General features: G+C 53.2%; 13 protein-coding genes. 12 read left to right on the top strand and 1 reads right to left on the bottom strand.

All coding sequences use genetic code 11. From position 1 onward, the window contains the following. Positions 1–99 precede the first annotated feature (99 nt). Genes yycF through J2Z70_RS30835 form a run of 5 tightly spaced genes read left to right on the top strand, consistent with a single transcriptional unit; the run spans position 100 to position 5564 of the window. Positions 100–831: a response regulator YycF gene (gene yycF, locus J2Z70_RS30855; RefSeq protein ID WP_036728027.1), complete on the top strand. Its 732-nt coding sequence runs from the start codon at positions 100–102 to the stop codon at positions 829–831. Continuing rightward, positions 831–2663, top strand: coding sequence for a cell wall metabolism sensor histidine kinase WalK (gene walK, locus J2Z70_RS30850; RefSeq protein ID WP_209879263.1), 1833 nt, complete (start codon positions 831–833; stop codon positions 2661–2663). The genes yycF and walK overlap by 1 nt, the downstream gene beginning before the upstream one ends. After that, positions 2660–3952: a YycH family regulatory protein gene (locus J2Z70_RS30845; RefSeq protein ID WP_076081898.1), complete on the top strand. Its 1293-nt coding sequence runs from the start codon at positions 2660–2662 to the stop codon at positions 3950–3952. The genes walK and J2Z70_RS30845 overlap by 4 nt, the downstream gene beginning before the upstream one ends. A gap of 48 nt (positions 3953–4000) precedes the next feature. Next, positions 4001–4741 (top strand): two-component system regulatory protein YycI, encoded by a 741-nt coding sequence (gene yycI, locus J2Z70_RS30840; protein WP_076081897.1) that lies wholly within the window; start codon positions 4001–4003, stop codon positions 4739–4741. A 16-nt stretch (positions 4742–4757) separates the two neighbouring features. Next, positions 4758–5564: an MBL fold metallo-hydrolase gene (locus tag J2Z70_RS30835; protein WP_036699804.1), complete on the top strand. Its 807-nt coding sequence runs from the start codon at positions 4758–4760 to the stop codon at positions 5562–5564. On the opposite strand, the gene J2Z70_RS30830 is transcribed toward J2Z70_RS30835, so the two are convergent. Then, a complete protein-coding gene (locus tag J2Z70_RS30830; RefSeq protein ID WP_209879260.1) occupies positions 5533–5739 on the bottom strand; it encodes a hypothetical protein in 207 nt (68 codons plus the stop codon). The genes J2Z70_RS30835 and J2Z70_RS30830 overlap by 32 nt on opposite strands. Positions 5740–6095: 356 nt before the next feature. Between J2Z70_RS30830 and J2Z70_RS30825 the strand changes: the two genes are divergently transcribed. The 7 genes from J2Z70_RS30825 to cydC all read left to right on the top strand — a co-directional run bounded on the left by J2Z70_RS30825 (position 6096) and on the right by cydC (position 14457). Then, positions 6096–7343, top strand: coding sequence for a S1C family serine protease (locus J2Z70_RS30825; RefSeq protein ID WP_209879257.1), 1248 nt, complete (start codon positions 6096–6098; stop codon positions 7341–7343). A 394-nt stretch (positions 7344–7737) separates the two neighbouring features. After that, positions 7738–7938, top strand: a complete 201-nt coding sequence (locus J2Z70_RS30820; protein WP_019914582.1) for a cold-shock protein — start codon at positions 7738–7740, stop codon at positions 7936–7938. Positions 7939–8029: 91 nt separating this feature from the next. After that, complete coding sequence (locus tag J2Z70_RS30815; protein WP_036699797.1) at positions 8030–8260, top strand: cold-shock protein; 231 nt, start codon at positions 8030–8032, stop codon at positions 8258–8260. A gap of 223 nt (positions 8261–8483) precedes the next feature. Next, positions 8484–9872 (top strand): cytochrome ubiquinol oxidase subunit I, encoded by a 1389-nt coding sequence (locus J2Z70_RS30810; protein WP_209879254.1) that lies wholly within the window; start codon positions 8484–8486, stop codon positions 9870–9872. A 3-nt stretch (positions 9873–9875) separates the two neighbouring features. After that, on the top strand, positions 9876–10889 hold the full coding sequence (cydB, locus tag J2Z70_RS30805; protein ID WP_036728016.1) for a cytochrome d ubiquinol oxidase subunit II: 1014 nt from the start codon (positions 9876–9878) through the stop codon (positions 10887–10889). Continuing rightward, a complete protein-coding gene (cydD, locus tag J2Z70_RS30800) occupies positions 10889–12658 on the top strand; it encodes a thiol reductant ABC exporter subunit CydD (protein WP_036728014.1) in 1770 nt (589 codons plus the stop codon). The genes cydB and cydD overlap by 1 nt, the downstream gene beginning before the upstream one ends. Then, positions 12655–14457, top strand: a complete 1803-nt coding sequence (gene cydC / locus J2Z70_RS30795; RefSeq protein WP_209879251.1) for a thiol reductant ABC exporter subunit CydC — start codon at positions 12655–12657, stop codon at positions 14455–14457. The genes cydD and cydC overlap by 4 nt, the downstream gene beginning before the upstream one ends. Positions 14458–14649: the final 192 nt, after the last annotated feature.

Here is a 14649-nt window from a genome sequence, read left to right as displayed (position 1 = left end):
CTTTGAACTGGCATCTTATATAGATGTGACGCTAAGGCAGGTATGTTAAAATAAAGGAATCAGGGTTTCGAGTATCGTTAGAAAGGTGAAGCTGAGCATATGCAAATGGGAACGATTCTTGTAGTGGATGATGAACAACCTATTGCTGATATATTGAAATTCAATCTGGAAAAAGAGGGCTACGAGGTCATCTGCGCCTTCGACGGCAACAGTGCGGTGGAGCTGGCTCTGTCCAAACGCCCCGATCTGATGCTGCTGGATCTCATGCTGCCCGGCAAGGACGGAATGGATGTCTGCCGTGAGGTGCGCTCTGCCCATCTGGATATTCCTATCATTATGCTTACCGCCAAGGATGGGGAGATTGATAAAGTGCTGGGTCTGGAGCTTGGTGCGGATGATTATGTGACCAAGCCGTTCAGTACACGTGAGCTGCTGGCCAGGGTTAAGGCCCAAATGCGGCGCCAGCATAAGCCGTCCCCGTCGGAAGCGCCGAGTGAGACAGTGGAGAGCAAGCAGGGTGTCTATCATTTCGGATTATTCATTGATACGGATATGTACATGGTCTACAAGGATAGTGAGCCGCTGGATCTGACACATCGTGAATATGAGCTGCTCTATTATATGATCCGCCATGCGGGCAAGGTAATGACCCGGGAGCATCTGCTGCAGGCTGTGTGGGGCTTCGAATATTTCGGCGATGTGCGGACGGTGGATGTGACCATCCGCCGGCTCAGAGAAAAAATTGAGGAGAATCCCAGCAAGCCGGAGTATATTCATACCCGGCGCGGACTCGGTTATTTGATGCATAGCCCCAAAAACGGAGGGTTGTAATGAAGGCACTGTCCTTTTTCCGGACGATTCAGGCCAGGCTTATCGTAATCTACGTGCTGCTGATTCTGATTGCGATGCAGCTGATCGGCGTATACTTTGTCAGCTCGATGAAGAACTCGCTGACGGATAACTTCACCAAGGACCTGAAGGCCCGCGCCGAGATGCTCTCGATCCTCACCGCTGACAAATTCGGCAGTGAGACAGGGACAGCCGATGAGGAGTCGGCGGTGGAGAGCCTGCGCGGCATGGTGAATAATCTGTATATCAATGGTGCAGAAATTCAGGTGCTGGATGCGAGCGGCAAGATTATTACCACCTCGATCCCTTCACAGAATGACTATGTCGGCCAGCGGAACACGCAGACCGTGGTCAGCCGCGCCTTGCAGGGGATCAGCGATAATGAGGAATATATCATCGCTGATGATAATGTGCGTAAGAAGGTAGTGGCGAAGCCGGTAATTTCCGGTGATAAGGTGGTAGGCGCCATCTATATAGCTGCCGATATGAAAGACTTATATGCCACCATGAGCCGGATTAACAGTGTGTTCCTCTCGGGGCTGCTGCTGGCGCTGGCGTTGACGGCCGTACTGGGTGTCATTCTGGCCCATACGATCACACATCCGATTAAGGAGATGACCAAGCATGCCACGGCTGTGGCCGAAGGGCGCTTCAACCGGAAGGTTCCTGTGTTCGGCAATGATGAGATTGGCCAGCTGAGCCAGGCCTTCAACTATATGACGGACCGGCTGCGCGAGGCGCTGCTGCAGAACGAAGAGGAGAAGGAGAAGCTGTCGTCCATTCTCGCCAATATGAGTGACGGTGTCGTAGCCACAGACGAGAGCGGCGCGGTGATTCTGATGAATACACGCGCTGCCCTGATGCTGGGCGCGGAAGGACCGCTTCCGGCAGGAGCCTCGCTTGGCGGGCTGCTGGGGCTGGAGCCTGAGCAGTCTGTCTCGGTGACCCAGGGCGTTCCCCAGTCTGCTATGCTCCATCTGTCTCCTATGGTCGGCGAGGATCCCAATATTGTGCGGGTGACCTTCACCCCGATTCACCGCCGCGAAGGCGGACGGATCGCCGGGACGATTGCGGTGCTGCAGGATGTTACGGAGCAGGAGAATCTGGAGGAGTCCCGCCGGGAGTTCGTGGCGAATGTGTCGCATGAGCTGCGGACGCCGCTTACGACGATCAAGAGCTATGCGGAGGCGCTGGATGACGGAGCACTTGAAGATCCGCAGCTCGCCGTGCGGTTCGTCGGCGTTATCCGTAATGAGACGGAGCGCATGATCCGGCTGGTTACGGATCTGCTGCATCTGTCGCGGCTTGATTCTAAGGAATCCAGCCTGCGCATCCAGCAGACGGATATCACCGAGATGCTGGAGGATGTGGCGGACCGCTTCTCCTTCCAGATCCGCCAGAAGCGGATTCACATCAGCACCAGGGTGCGTAAGGATGTCGCTACAGCCTGGCTGGACCGCGACCAGATTGATCAGGTGCTGGGCAATCTGGTCTCCAATGCCCTCAAGTATACGCCAGAGGGCGGGACAATCCAGCTGGAGGCGCATAAGAGCGAGGACGGCATGCTGGCCGTGTCTGTCCGCGACTCCGGTATAGGGATTCCGAAGAAGGATATTGAGCGCATCTTTGAACGCTTCTACCGGGTGGATAAGGCACGCTCGCGGAACATGGGCGGAACAGGTCTGGGGCTGTCCATTGCCCGGGAAATTGTCAAAGCCCACGGCGGCTCCATCTCCCTGCAATCGGAGCTGAATGAGGGCTCGCTGGTCACATTCACACTGCCTTTGATGAAGCAAAGGGGGAGTGGGGCGTGAAGGAGAGAATCAAGTCATGGATGCTGGTCCTGCTTATACTCGGAAGTCTCGTGGAGAGCTATTACCTGATCTACAGGCTGCCCGGCAGTGATTCGGCAGTGTTGTCGAAGACCTTATATGTGAAGACGGATAATATGGGACTGAAGGAAAAGGTGGAGAACCTGCTCTACCCCGATAAAATGATTATTCATATGGGCGGGGATAAGCATACACTATTCTACCCCAGCTCCACCTTCTATAATCTGATTATGAACCGCCTGAAGGGACGCAGCTTCGAGAGCTTCCAGCGGCGGTCCGTACAGGATTTCGACTGGGACAAGATCCGCAGCGAGAATCCGGGCATTGAGCTGTCGTTCGGGGCAGGCATTCCGGTAACGCTGCTGCAGCGGGTCATGCAGATCTCGCCGGATTCGCTGTTCGAGGGGGAGAGCATTGACCGGATCTGGATCTACAATATCAAAAATGACTCCAAAGCCCATGTCATCTTCTTCAGCACACGCGGGGATATTGTGTACGAGGCGGCTAAGGCCGATCTTACGGTTCAGGATGTGCAGCAGCATGTGGACTTCGGCAAGAATCTGACTCTGTATACAGCTGTGAACGGTGAGTATTATGTCCCTGAGGCGGATGTACCGCTGGTTAAAGTCGTGATGCCTGCGGGTATGTATACCATTGAGCAAATGCAAAGCAATTTGTTCTTCGATGCAGGCAATACAAGATACATTCCTGAGAAGGACGGTTCCAAAATTTACACGGACAGCAAACGCAGCCTGCAGGTGGACCAGGAGCAGAACTGGATGAGTTATAGCGACCCGGCTGCACTTCCGGATGGCGACAGCACACCGGCAAAGGATGCGCTGGAGGCGGTGGAATTCGTCAATAACCATGGCGGCTGGAACGGAACCTACAGGCTGGCTGCTACGGAGGAGGGCCGGCAGGACCGCAAGGTTTCTTTTCAACAATATTATGGCGCTTATCCGTCCGGCTCCTATCCGATCATGAGCAATCCGCAGCTTCAGTATGGCGTAATTCATCTGGAGCTCCAGCAGGGAACGGTCTCTTCCTATGAGCGCTCCCTGATGTATACGAATGAGGACAAGTCTGAGAAGACCATTGTCGAGCTACCCGGCGGCGAACTGCTGAAGCAGCGGCTGGCGCAGATCGGCAGCTCCTTGCGGATCATTGAGCTTACGCCTGCCTATATGCCTGCGCTGGCCGGGGAGAAGCTGCAGCTTCATCCCGTCTGGCGGGTTACGCTTAGCGATGGCAGTGAGCTTACATTGAATTAGGGCGGAGTTAAGCCAAGCGGACAGAATACCGATTCGAGGAGGGACGTTATGGACTGGGGAAGGGCCAAGAGTGTATTGATATATGCCTTTCTGGTGCTGAATCTGCTGCTGTGCTATCAGCTATGGATCGATGTGCGCGATCAGGTCAGTGCGGGACTTGACTTCACTTCCCTGTCCGCAGAGACTCAGGCGGTGATGGAGGAGAAGAACATCCGGCTGCTGTGCCCGATTCCGGCTGCCACTCCGCAGCTGCCTGATATCACATACCGTTATTCGGCCGAAGAGCAGAATGAACTGCCTGTGAAGCTTAAGGAGCCGATCGACAGCAAGCTGATGTACTCCTCGTTCTCGGAGCTTAGCAATCTGCTGAAGAGCCAGATTCCCGACATTGCCAATTACCGGTTCGATTCACAGGAGAGTGAGGTCGGCAAGTTCGTCCTCCATCCGCTGGTGGATAACAAGTGGTCTCTGTTCAGAGTGCGGCTGGAGCTGATTAACAGTGACCAGAAGATTGTGGCCTACCGCTGGCCGAAGATTGAGATCGCAGCAAGCCGGAGCGAGGATCTGCAGAAGGTGCTTCCGGCTTCGCAGGCGCTTAGCAGTCTGATCGAGAAGTATTTTCCTGCGGGTTCTGCAGTGAAGGAGATTGAGCTGGGCTATTACGGCGAGCTGTTCAACTCCGAGAGCCAGGTGGCTTCGCCGATGTGGCGGTTCATGCTGGAGGACGGCAGCGCTTATTATATGGATGCGATCAGTGCGGACATTATCAGTCCGAAGACAACAGAGTAGAAGGAGCAGGAGAGATATGGGGATTTCATTTACAGTACTGTCCAGCGGTTCTACCGGGAATGTGACAGTGGTGCGTAACGGCGAGACCACACTTATGATCGACGCGGGTCTGAGCGCGAAGCGGATTGACGAGCTGCTGGCCATGCGCGAACTGACGGGAGCGGAGCTGGACGGAATTCTTGTGACCCACGAGCATTCGGATCATATTAAGGGGCTGGGCGCGATGGCCCGCAAGTATAATCTTCCGATCTATGCGAATTCGAACACCTGGGGAGCGATTGAGAAGGGGATTGGCAAGATTGAGGAGCATAACCGGGTCATTATGGAGACCGGGCAGCACCGGGATTTCGGCAGTATGCGGGTGGAATCCTTCGCCATCTCCCACGATGCTGCAGAGCCGGTAGCTTACAATTTCTATGACGGCAAGGAGAAACTGTGTGTTGCTACAGACCTCGGGTATGTCAGCGACAAGGTGAGAACGGCCATATCGGATGCCGATGTGCTGGTGCTGGAGTCGAATCATGATATCGAAATGCTGCGGATGGGGCGTTATCCCTGGAATACGAAGCGGCGGATTCTCGGCGATCTGGGGCATCTGTCCAATGAGGCGGCAGGCGCAGCGCTCAGCGAGATTCTGAGCGGGCGGACCAAGCGCGCCTATCTGGCACATCTGAGCAGAGACCATAATATGATGGATCTGGCGAAGATGTCCGTGCGCGGGGCGATGGAGGACCGGGGCTGCTTTTACAAAGACAGTGAGTTCAGGCTCTGCGACACCTACTATGACCGGCCTACGCCATGGGATAAGGTGAGCCAGTCATAAGACGGTCAACCTCGGTAATCTTGTGCTCCAGCTCCTGGCGGGAGAATAGCCCTTTATCAATTAACAGCTCAATCATTGCATGCTGGACAAGAATCAGCTGATAATGCTCATCCTTCAGGTCCCCCAGCTTGCCAATGAATTGCACCAGATCCTTACTTGTTGAAAAAGACTCCATAGTCCGGCCCTCCTTGTGAAATGGATAGTATTAAAGCTGTGAATAATTTACATTTATTTAACATAGAAAACATGTGGGCAGCGCGGCTGCCTGTGATACAATCATATAGAGCGTTCTAATCCTATTGTAGTCTTTTAAGTTGCAAAATATTCCGGATACAAGCTGTTAAACTTTTTAGTAGCTTATTAGAATAATAGACATCCCTTGCGCTTAGAACCCACTGGAATGTGGTGAATAAATCAAGTGAAACCTTTTAGTACTTCATGAAGTCTAAGAGATATAGCGGTTAAGCTCGGGCGTGGTTGCTTGGCGTTCAGGTCGTGAATGCGGTGGCAATAGAGGGGAGAGAGTGTAACATGGGATTATTTGATGATGATTTCTATTCAACCAAGGTGTCACGGCGCAAAAGCGGCAAATCTAAATCAACCGGCGGATATGCTGACGGCAAGTGGGCTGTCCGCAAATCGAAGCGGTCGCTGGCAACCTGGCAGATCTCGCTGATCAGCTCTGTCTGCAGTGCTGTAGCGGCTGTGCTGCTGTTCAGTCTGGTAACGGGACAGTTCGCCGCTGAGAGAGCTCAGGCTCCGGTGGTTATTGATAAGGTGGCTGCGAGCAGCGCAGATCCGTATGACCGGATTATTCAGGCTGCTGCACATATCCGCCCTGCGGTAGTGAGCATCATTAATCATAAACAAGATAATAAGGAACTTAATATTCTCGATGAATCCGCGCTAGGCTCGGGAGTTATCTATAAGAAGGATGACAATAAGGCATTTATCATCACGAATAATCATGTCATTGAGGGTGCCGGCAAGCTGGAAGTGGTTACAGTAGACGGCGTGACACACAAGGCGGAGCTGGTAGGTGCCGACAAGGTGAGCGATATTGCTGTGCTCTCCATTGACGGCAAGGGAATCGACCGGATTGCTGAGATTGGGGATTCCTCCAAGCTGCGTCTGGGTGAGACTGTCATTGCCATCGGCAACCCGCTGGGGCTTGGAGATACACTGACTTCCGGCATAGTCAGCTACACAGAGCGGACGATACCGGTGTCACTGAACCAGGATGGCGTGTACGATTGGGAGCAGGAAGTGATCCAGACGGATGCGGCCATTAACGAGGGCAACAGCGGGGGCGCACTAGTGGATCTGGACGGCAAGGTGATTGGTATCAATACGATGAAGATCTCCGATACGGGGGTAGAGGGACTGGGCTTTGCGATTCCCTCCAATCATGTGGTGGATACAGCCAATGAGCTTACCTCCAAAGGCCGGATAGCCCGGTCATACCTGGGCGTCTATTCAGTGGATCTGAATAATCCTTATGTACCGCTGGCCGATGACCAGCGTAAGGAGCTCAATCTTCCGTCTCTAGTGACCGATGGGGTTGTGGTTCTGGATGCTGTGGGACCGGCGAAGGAAGCGGGTCTGCAGCTTAACGATGTGATTACCAAGTTCAACGATAAGCCGATTACCTCCACGCTGTCGCTGCGCAAATATCTGTACGATCATACCAAGATCGGCGATAAGCTGAAGATTACCTATTACCGCAATGGTGAAGTGAAGCAGACCACAGTCCAGCTTCTTGAGAAGCCAGAGGAATAAAATTGGAAATGGCCGTATATAATAATGAGGCAGTCACGATTACGGAAACAGTTCAAGCCGTCCTTTTCAGGAAAAAAAGAAGAGGGCGGGGCTGTTTCAAGAATAAATAAATGGGGTAATTGGTAGCAATGGGTATAAATATTACAATTTATTATGACTGGTAGCCCTTACATTGGGAAGTAGTCCTTATAAGGGAAAAAACGGAGGAATTAGGATAGAACAGCTTGCCTTTGTTATTAAGGTGTGGTAACATGAAATTGTTCTTACATTGATACCTTATTCTCGCATTGAAAAGGGCTGTCAACCAAAGCTACAACCTTTCTCAATGTGTGAATTTTTTCTTTGTCTGAAGATAAAAAGAACATATTAATTTAAATTTGTGGAGGTAACACACATGCAAACAGGTACAGTTAAATGGTTCAACGCAGAAAAAGGATTCGGTTTCATCGAAGTTGAAGGCGGAAGCGACGTATTCGTTCACTTCAGCGCAATCACTGGCGACGGCTTCAAAACTTTGGACGAAGGCCAACGCGTTGAATTCAACGTTGTTCAAGGCAACCGCGGACCACAAGCCGAAAACGTTGTAAAACTGTAATTAATAGAAGGTACCGTCCCCGCTTGTGAAAGTTGGGACGGTCTTTTTTTATCATCACTTGCTTGCAACATAAAGGAAGGGAGGAACGGCAATGAACTACCGGAAAAAGCCTTTGGAGGAAGTACCGGAAGAAAATACCGCAATTTGGGCCTGTACCAATGAGGATTGCAATGGATGGATGAGGGATAATTTCGCATTTGAACATGCGCCTTCCTGCCGTCTCTGTCATTCCCCAATGGTTCGTAGCATGAAGATGCTGCCGCAATTGCTTAATTCAAATGGCGATCTCAAATCGCTTAAGAAAGGTATTTCCATTACCTAGACCAATACCTTTATGAGTCAAGACAACTATATATGCAGGACACCTTCAAGACGGTGAAACCGTCTTATTTTTTTTGCTTTTAAATGCAAAATTGTGATATTTGTCACAAATCTATTGTTTTTTATGCCTAAACGGGGCGTATAATGTGATAATTATCACACTTTGAGTGATGGGAATTTGACAAAATAGACATAACGAAATGGGGAGAAGGAAGGGGAGAAATATGGATACAGTACTGCTGTCGCGTATACAATTTGCGTCGACGACAATTTTTCATTATTTCTTTGTGCCAGTATCGATCGGACTTGCGCTCATAATTGCCATTATGGAGACCATGTACGTAAGAAAGGGCAATGAAGAGTACAAAAGAATGGCGCAATTCTGGGGGAAGCTATTCCTGATTAACTTCGCAGTAGGTGTAGTAACAGGGATCTTGCAGGAGTTCCAGTTCGGGATGAACTGGTCGGATTATTCGCGCTTCGTCGGTGATGTGTTCGGGGCTCCGCTTGCGATTGAAGCCTTGTTGGCCTTCTTCCTGGAGTCCACGTTCATCGGAATCTGGATCTTCGGCTGGGATAAGGTATCCAAGCGGATTCATCTGTTATCCATCTGGCTGGTCGCCTTCGGAACGATGCTGTCGGCATTCTGGATTCTGCTGGCTAACTCGTTCATGCAGCATCCGGTTGGCTTCCAGATTAACAATGGCCGTGCTGAGATGAATGACATCTTCGCACTGATTACAAATGGCCAGCTGCTGGTGGAATTTCCGCATACAGTGCTTGCCGCTTACGCTACAGGCGCCTTCCTGGTAACAGGGATCAGTGCATACAAATTGCTTAAGAAGCAGGACGTTGCCTTTTTCCGAAAATCATTCGAGATTGCAGCAATTGTAGGGGTTATCTCATCCTTCGGCGTTGCGGTTGCAGGACATGCACAGGCTCAATATCTGGTAGAGACACAGCCAATGAAGATGGCGGCATCCGAAGCGCTGTGGGGCGAGAGCGGCGACCCGGCACCTTGGACGGTATTTGCCAATATCGATGTGAAGAACCAGACCAACAGCAATGAAGTTCAGGTTCCGTATCTGCTGAGCTTCCTGTCCTACAGTAAATTCTCCGGTGAAGTGAAGGGGATGCTGGAGCTGCAGCAGGAGTATGAAGTGGCCTATGGGCCAGGAGATTATATTCCGCCGGTCAAAACAACCTTCTGGAGCTTCCGGATCATGGTGGCTGCAGGCTCGCTGATGATACTGTTTGGGGTATACGCGATCTACCTGATGTGGCGTAAAAAGATGGACAGACCCAATACTTGGTTCATGCGCTTCATGTTCTGGGGACTGCTGCTTCCGCCGATTGCCAACACGGCCGGCTGGATTATGACAGAGATCGGGCGTCAGCCATGGACTGTATTCGGACTTATGACTACAGAAGACAGTGTATCACCTAATATTACCAGCGGACAGGTGCTGTTCTCGGTGATTTCTTTTACCGCGATCTATGCCATATTGGGTGCAGTGCTAGTCGGCCTGTTCGTCAAAGTGATCAAAAAAGGTCCTTATGCTATGGATAACGAACACGGTGAATCCCACGATCCGTATAACAAGGAGGGCTAACCAATGTCACTTAATGAATTATGGTTTCTGCTGATTGCGGTGCTGTTCGTTGGATTCTTCTTCCTGGAAGGCTTCGACTTCGGTGTAGGGATGGAGACGCAGATTCTGGCCAAGAATGATACGGAGCGCCGGATACTGATCAATTCGATCGGGCCGTTCTGGGATGCAAATGAGGTATGGCTGATTACGGGTGCCGGTGCCATGTTCGCGGCCTTCCCGCATTGGTATGCTACGCTGTTCAGCGGTTTCTATATTCCGTTTGTATTTGCTCTGCTGGCGCTAATCGCCCGTGGTGTCGCCTTCGAATTCAGAGGCAAGCGCGATTCCAAGGCTTGGCAGAAAACATGGGATGTCTGCATCTTCTTCGGCAGCTTCCTGCCGCCGTTCCTGCTCGCCGTGGTATTCGCCAGCTTCATCAAGGGCTTGCCGATCGACAAGGATATGCAGATGTATGCCGGATTCTTCGATATCGTCAATGCTTATACAGTGGTTGCAGGGATTACGGTTGTCCTGCTGTGTCTGGTGCACGGGCTGATGTTCACTACGCTCCGCACGCTTGGAGATCTGCAGGAACGGGCGCGTAAGCTGGCCCAGAAGCTGCTGATTCCACTGGCGGCGCTCTTGGTAGCCTTCGTTGTAATGACATATACTATGACAGATATCTTCGATAAACGCGGAACGCTGCTGTGGATTGTAGTCGTTCTCGCTGTAGCCGCTTATCTGCTGGCCGGATATTTCATGACTAAGAAGAAGGACGGCTATGCCTTCGGGATGACTGGTGCTGTGATGGCGCTGTCTGTTGCATCGATCTTCATCGGACTGTTCCCGCGGGTGATGATCAGCTCGCTGGATCAGGCATTCAACCTGACGATTACGAATGCGGCCTCCGGCCAATATTCGCTGAAGGTGATGACGATTGTAGCGCTGACCCTGCTGCCGTTCGTGCTGGGCTATCAGATCTGGAGTTATTTCATCTTCCACAAACGGGTTCATGAGAAGGAGCATCTTGAATACTAATGGATAAAAATTTGCTTGGGTACAAAGGAGTTAAGCCTGTCTTTCTGCTGGTTGGCTTCCTGACCCTGGTGCAAAGCTTCTCCATTCTTCTGCTGGCGAAGTCGCTGGCAGAAGCTGTCTCTGCGCTGTTTGCGGGAGAACCGCTGAAGGAACAAGGGGCTAGAGCGCTCTTGTTCCTTCTTGCGTTTCTTGTGCGTCATGCCTGCGCTATGCTGATGAGCCGGGCGGCGTACCGCTTCGCGGAAGCGACCGGCAGCAGCATGCGGAGACAGATGATGGACAAGCTGTTCCAGCTGGGACCACGGCTGGCTGGCGACCGGGGAACCGGAAATATGGTCACATTAGTGCTTGAAGGAGTAACGAAGTTCCGCACATACCTGGAGCTGATTATTCCGCGGATGGTCGGTATGGCGGTAACACCCGCTCTGCTGCTTATCTATGTATTCACCCTGGATACGTCCAGCGGTGTCATTCTTACTTTAACGATGCCGATCATTATTGTATTCATGATCCTGATCGGGATGACAGCCCGCAAGCAGATGGACCGTCAGCTGAAGTCCTACCGTACCTTATCGAATCACTTCGTGGATTCGCTGCGCGGTCTGGAGACGCTGAAATATCTTGGACGCAGCCGCAGCCACAGTGAGAGTATTGCTAAGGTCAGTGACCGCTACCGTTCAGCAACTATGCGTACGTTGCGAGTCGCCTTCCTGTCATCGTTCGCACTGGACTTCTTCACCATGCTGTCTGTCGCTTCGGTAGCGGTAAGTCTCGGTCTGCGTCTGGTCAATGAGCAGATGACGCTGGTTACCGGACTGACGATCCTGATTCTCGCGCCGGAATATTTCCTGCCGGTGCGGCTGGTGGGTGCAGATTTCCATGCCACACTGGACGGCAAGGAAGCCGGAGAAGCGATGAAGAGCATCATTGACCGTGAGACGGTCCAGGCGAAGCTGCTGGAGCCGGGTGGGCAGGGAGCGGTAAAGGGCGATGGAGGAGAGCTGCCGGGAGCCGTTTTCACGTGGAACAATGATAGTGAACTTCGGCTTCATGCGGTGGGCGTACAATATGAAGCTGACGGTGTATCCTCGCTCGAAGGGGTGAATCTCGACTTCAGGGGATATGCCAGAATCGGTATTATCGGGGAGAGCGGGGCAGGCAAGTCTACGCTTGTAGATATTCTGGGCGGCTTCCTTCATCCAACCTCCGGAAGCCTTACGATCAATGGAAGCCTGGTCAGTGCGCTGACCGATGAGGGGTGGCGGAAGCAGACGGCTTATATTCCGCAGCGCCCGTATATCTTCAGCGGCACTCTGGCTGATAATGTCCGGTTCTATTATCCTGAGGCTTCGCAGGAAGCGGTAGCTGCCGCGCTGGAGTCGGCAGGTTTATCGAAGCTGGTGTCCTCGCTGCCGGAGGGATTGAACGAAATGATCGGCGGCGGCGGCCGTTCGCTCAGCGGCGGACAGGAGCAGCGTGTGGCTCTGGCCCGCGCGCTGCTGAGCAGCCGCCCCATCATGCTGCTGGATGAGCCGACGGCCCATCTGGACATTGAGACGGAATATGAGCTGAAGGAGACGATGCTGCCGCTGTTCGAGGGTAAGCTGGTATTCCTGGCTACACACCGCCTGCACTGGATGATCGACATGGATCTGATTGTCGTTATGCAGCAGGGACGGGTGGCTGAAATAGGCACACACGACGAGCTGACTGCGCGGAGGGGTGCTTATTATGAGCTTATTCAAAGTCAATTGGAGGGAATCCATTGAAACGTGAAGGATGGTTTGCTCCCTATTACTCTGCCTACTTCTGGCGGTTCGTGTTAATCATCTTGCTGGGCGCACTGACAATCTTCTCGGCGTCTTCGCTGATGTACACCTCAGGCTTCCTGATCTCGAAGGCCTCGATTCCGCCGGAAAATATACTGATGATCTATGTCCCCATTGTTGGTGTGCGTACCTTCGGGACCAGCCGGGCTGTCATCCACTATGTGGAACGGCTGGTGGGACATGACACGATTCTGCGCATTCTATCGAAGATGCGGGTCCGGCTGTACCATATGCTGGAGCCGCAGGCACTGTTCTTATCCACGCGCTTCCGTACCGGGGATATTCTCGGTATGCTTGCCGATGATATCGAATATTTACAGAATGTGTATCTGCGTACGGTCTTTCCGAGTATTATCGCGCTATTGATCTATGCAGCGGCAATGATTGCGCTCGGGACGTTCGATGTGGCCTTTGCTCTGCTTATGGGACTCTATATGCTGGTGCTGGTAGTCGTATTACCGCTGATCTCCCTCTTGTTGACCCAGAAGCGTCAGCGTCAGGTGAAGCAGGAGCGCAACCGGCTGTATCAAAAGCTGACAGATGCTGTCCTCGGCTTAAGTGACTGGGTCATCAGCGGGCGGCAGAGCCAATTCGTCGATACGTACGAAGCGGACGAACAGGCGGTTGCCCGCATAGACGGTTCGCTGCGGCGCTGGGCACGGCTGCGTATGTTCATCGGGCAGGCCGTTGTTGGCCTGGCCGTGTTGTCTTTGTTATACTGGGCGGCTGGACAGTATGCTGAAGGGGCGATTGCCGGAACGCTGATTGCGGCGTTCGTGCTGGTGGTCTTCCCGGTGGCAGATGCCTTCCTGCCCGTATCCGAGGCTGTGGAGAAAATTCCGCAATACCGGAATTCACTGGAGCGGCTGGAGGGCGTGGAAGCCGCAGCGGGAGATGCACCGCTTAGCGCGGGAACTGCTGCTGGGAGTGCCGGAGCGGAAGCTCAGGCTGCCGCTGCGCTGCAGGCGGCTAAGGCTAGCGGACAGGTTCAGATTGAACTGAAGTCGGCGGGCTACCGCTATGCGGCAGGTGACGACTTCTCTGTTCAGGGGTTGGACCTTGCGCTGCCGCAGGGGCGGAAGGTTGCAGTGATCGGCCGCAGCGGAGCCGGTAAATCGACACTGCTCAAGCTGGTGCAGGGCGTGATTGCGCCCACCATCGGCTCCGTGACGATTAACGGGATCGATGCTGCGGCTTACGGTGAGCGGATTCCGCAGCTCATCGCGGTGCTGAACCAGAGCCCGCATCTGTTCGACACCACGGTGGCGAACAATATCCGGCTCGGGGACCCGGGGGCTTCGGAGGCAGCGGTCCAGCAGGCGGCAGCCCTGGCGAAGCTGGATACGCTGATCTCTTCGCTGCCGGAGGGCTATGATACTCCGGTACGCGAGGCGGGGCAGCGCTTCTCCGGCGGAGAGCGCCAGCGAATGGCCTTGGCCCGTATTCTGCTGCAGAATACGCCGGTGGTTGTGCTGGATGAGCCAACCGTTGGCCTCGACCCGCGCACGGAGCGCGAGCTGCTGGCGACGATGTTCGAGGCAATGGCCGGCAAGACGCTGATCTGGGTCACGCATCATCTGGTGGGCGCCGAGCAGATGGACGAGGTCATCTTCATGGAGAACGGCCAAGTGGAGATGCGCGGCACCCATGCCGAGCTGATGGAGCGGCAGCCGCGTTACCGCAAGCTTTATGAGCTGGACCGCCCGGGTCAATATCTGAATGGGGCAGATGGTGTGTAGAGGCTAGGATTAGAGCCGAGGTAAGTGTGTGAGTACAAAGGTAAAAGCTCTTCCTGTCCCGCTGGGGGCAGGAAGAGCTTTTTTGCACGTGCGCCCAATGTAATCGGAAAACCGATCACATTGGGCGAGTGCTGGGTGTTGGGGCGGGATGTAATCGGAAAACCGATCACATTGGGCGAGTGCTGGGTGTTG

Source organism: Paenibacillus silagei (genome assembly GCF_017874735.1).
Lineage (GTDB): Bacteria > Bacillota > Bacilli > Paenibacillales > Paenibacillaceae > Paenibacillus_AQ > Paenibacillus_AQ silagei.
The sequence above is the reverse complement of the archived record's forward strand: the minus strand, read 5'-3'. Positions and strand labels throughout refer to the sequence as shown.

Coding starts and splice junctions, on each gene's coding strand:
- J2Z70_RS30820 (WP_019914582.1), top strand. CDS start 7,738: ATGCAAACAGGTACAGTTAAATGGTTCAACGCAGAAAAAGGATTCGGT.
- cydB (WP_036728016.1), top strand. CDS start 9,876: ATGTCACTTAATGAATTATGGTTTCTGCTGATTGCGGTGCTGTTCGTT.
- J2Z70_RS30830 (WP_209879260.1), bottom strand. CDS start 5,739: ATGGAGTCTTTTTCAACAAGTAAGGATCTGGTGCAATTCATTGGCAAG.
- J2Z70_RS30835 (WP_036699804.1), top strand. CDS start 4,758: ATGGGGATTTCATTTACAGTACTGTCCAGCGGTTCTACCGGGAATGTG.
- J2Z70_RS30810 (WP_209879254.1), top strand. CDS start 8,484: ATGGATACAGTACTGCTGTCGCGTATACAATTTGCGTCGACGACAATT.
- J2Z70_RS30815 (WP_036699797.1), top strand. CDS start 8,030: ATGAACTACCGGAAAAAGCCTTTGGAGGAAGTACCGGAAGAAAATACC.
- yycI (WP_076081897.1), top strand. CDS start 4,001: ATGGACTGGGGAAGGGCCAAGAGTGTATTGATATATGCCTTTCTGGTG.
- cydD (WP_036728014.1), top strand. CDS start 10,889: ATGGATAAAAATTTGCTTGGGTACAAAGGAGTTAAGCCTGTCTTTCTG.
- yycF (WP_036728027.1), top strand. CDS start 100: ATGCAAATGGGAACGATTCTTGTAGTGGATGATGAACAACCTATTGCT.
- walK (WP_209879263.1), top strand. CDS start 831: ATGAAGGCACTGTCCTTTTTCCGGACGATTCAGGCCAGGCTTATCGTA.
- J2Z70_RS30825 (WP_209879257.1), top strand. CDS start 6,096: ATGGGATTATTTGATGATGATTTCTATTCAACCAAGGTGTCACGGCGC.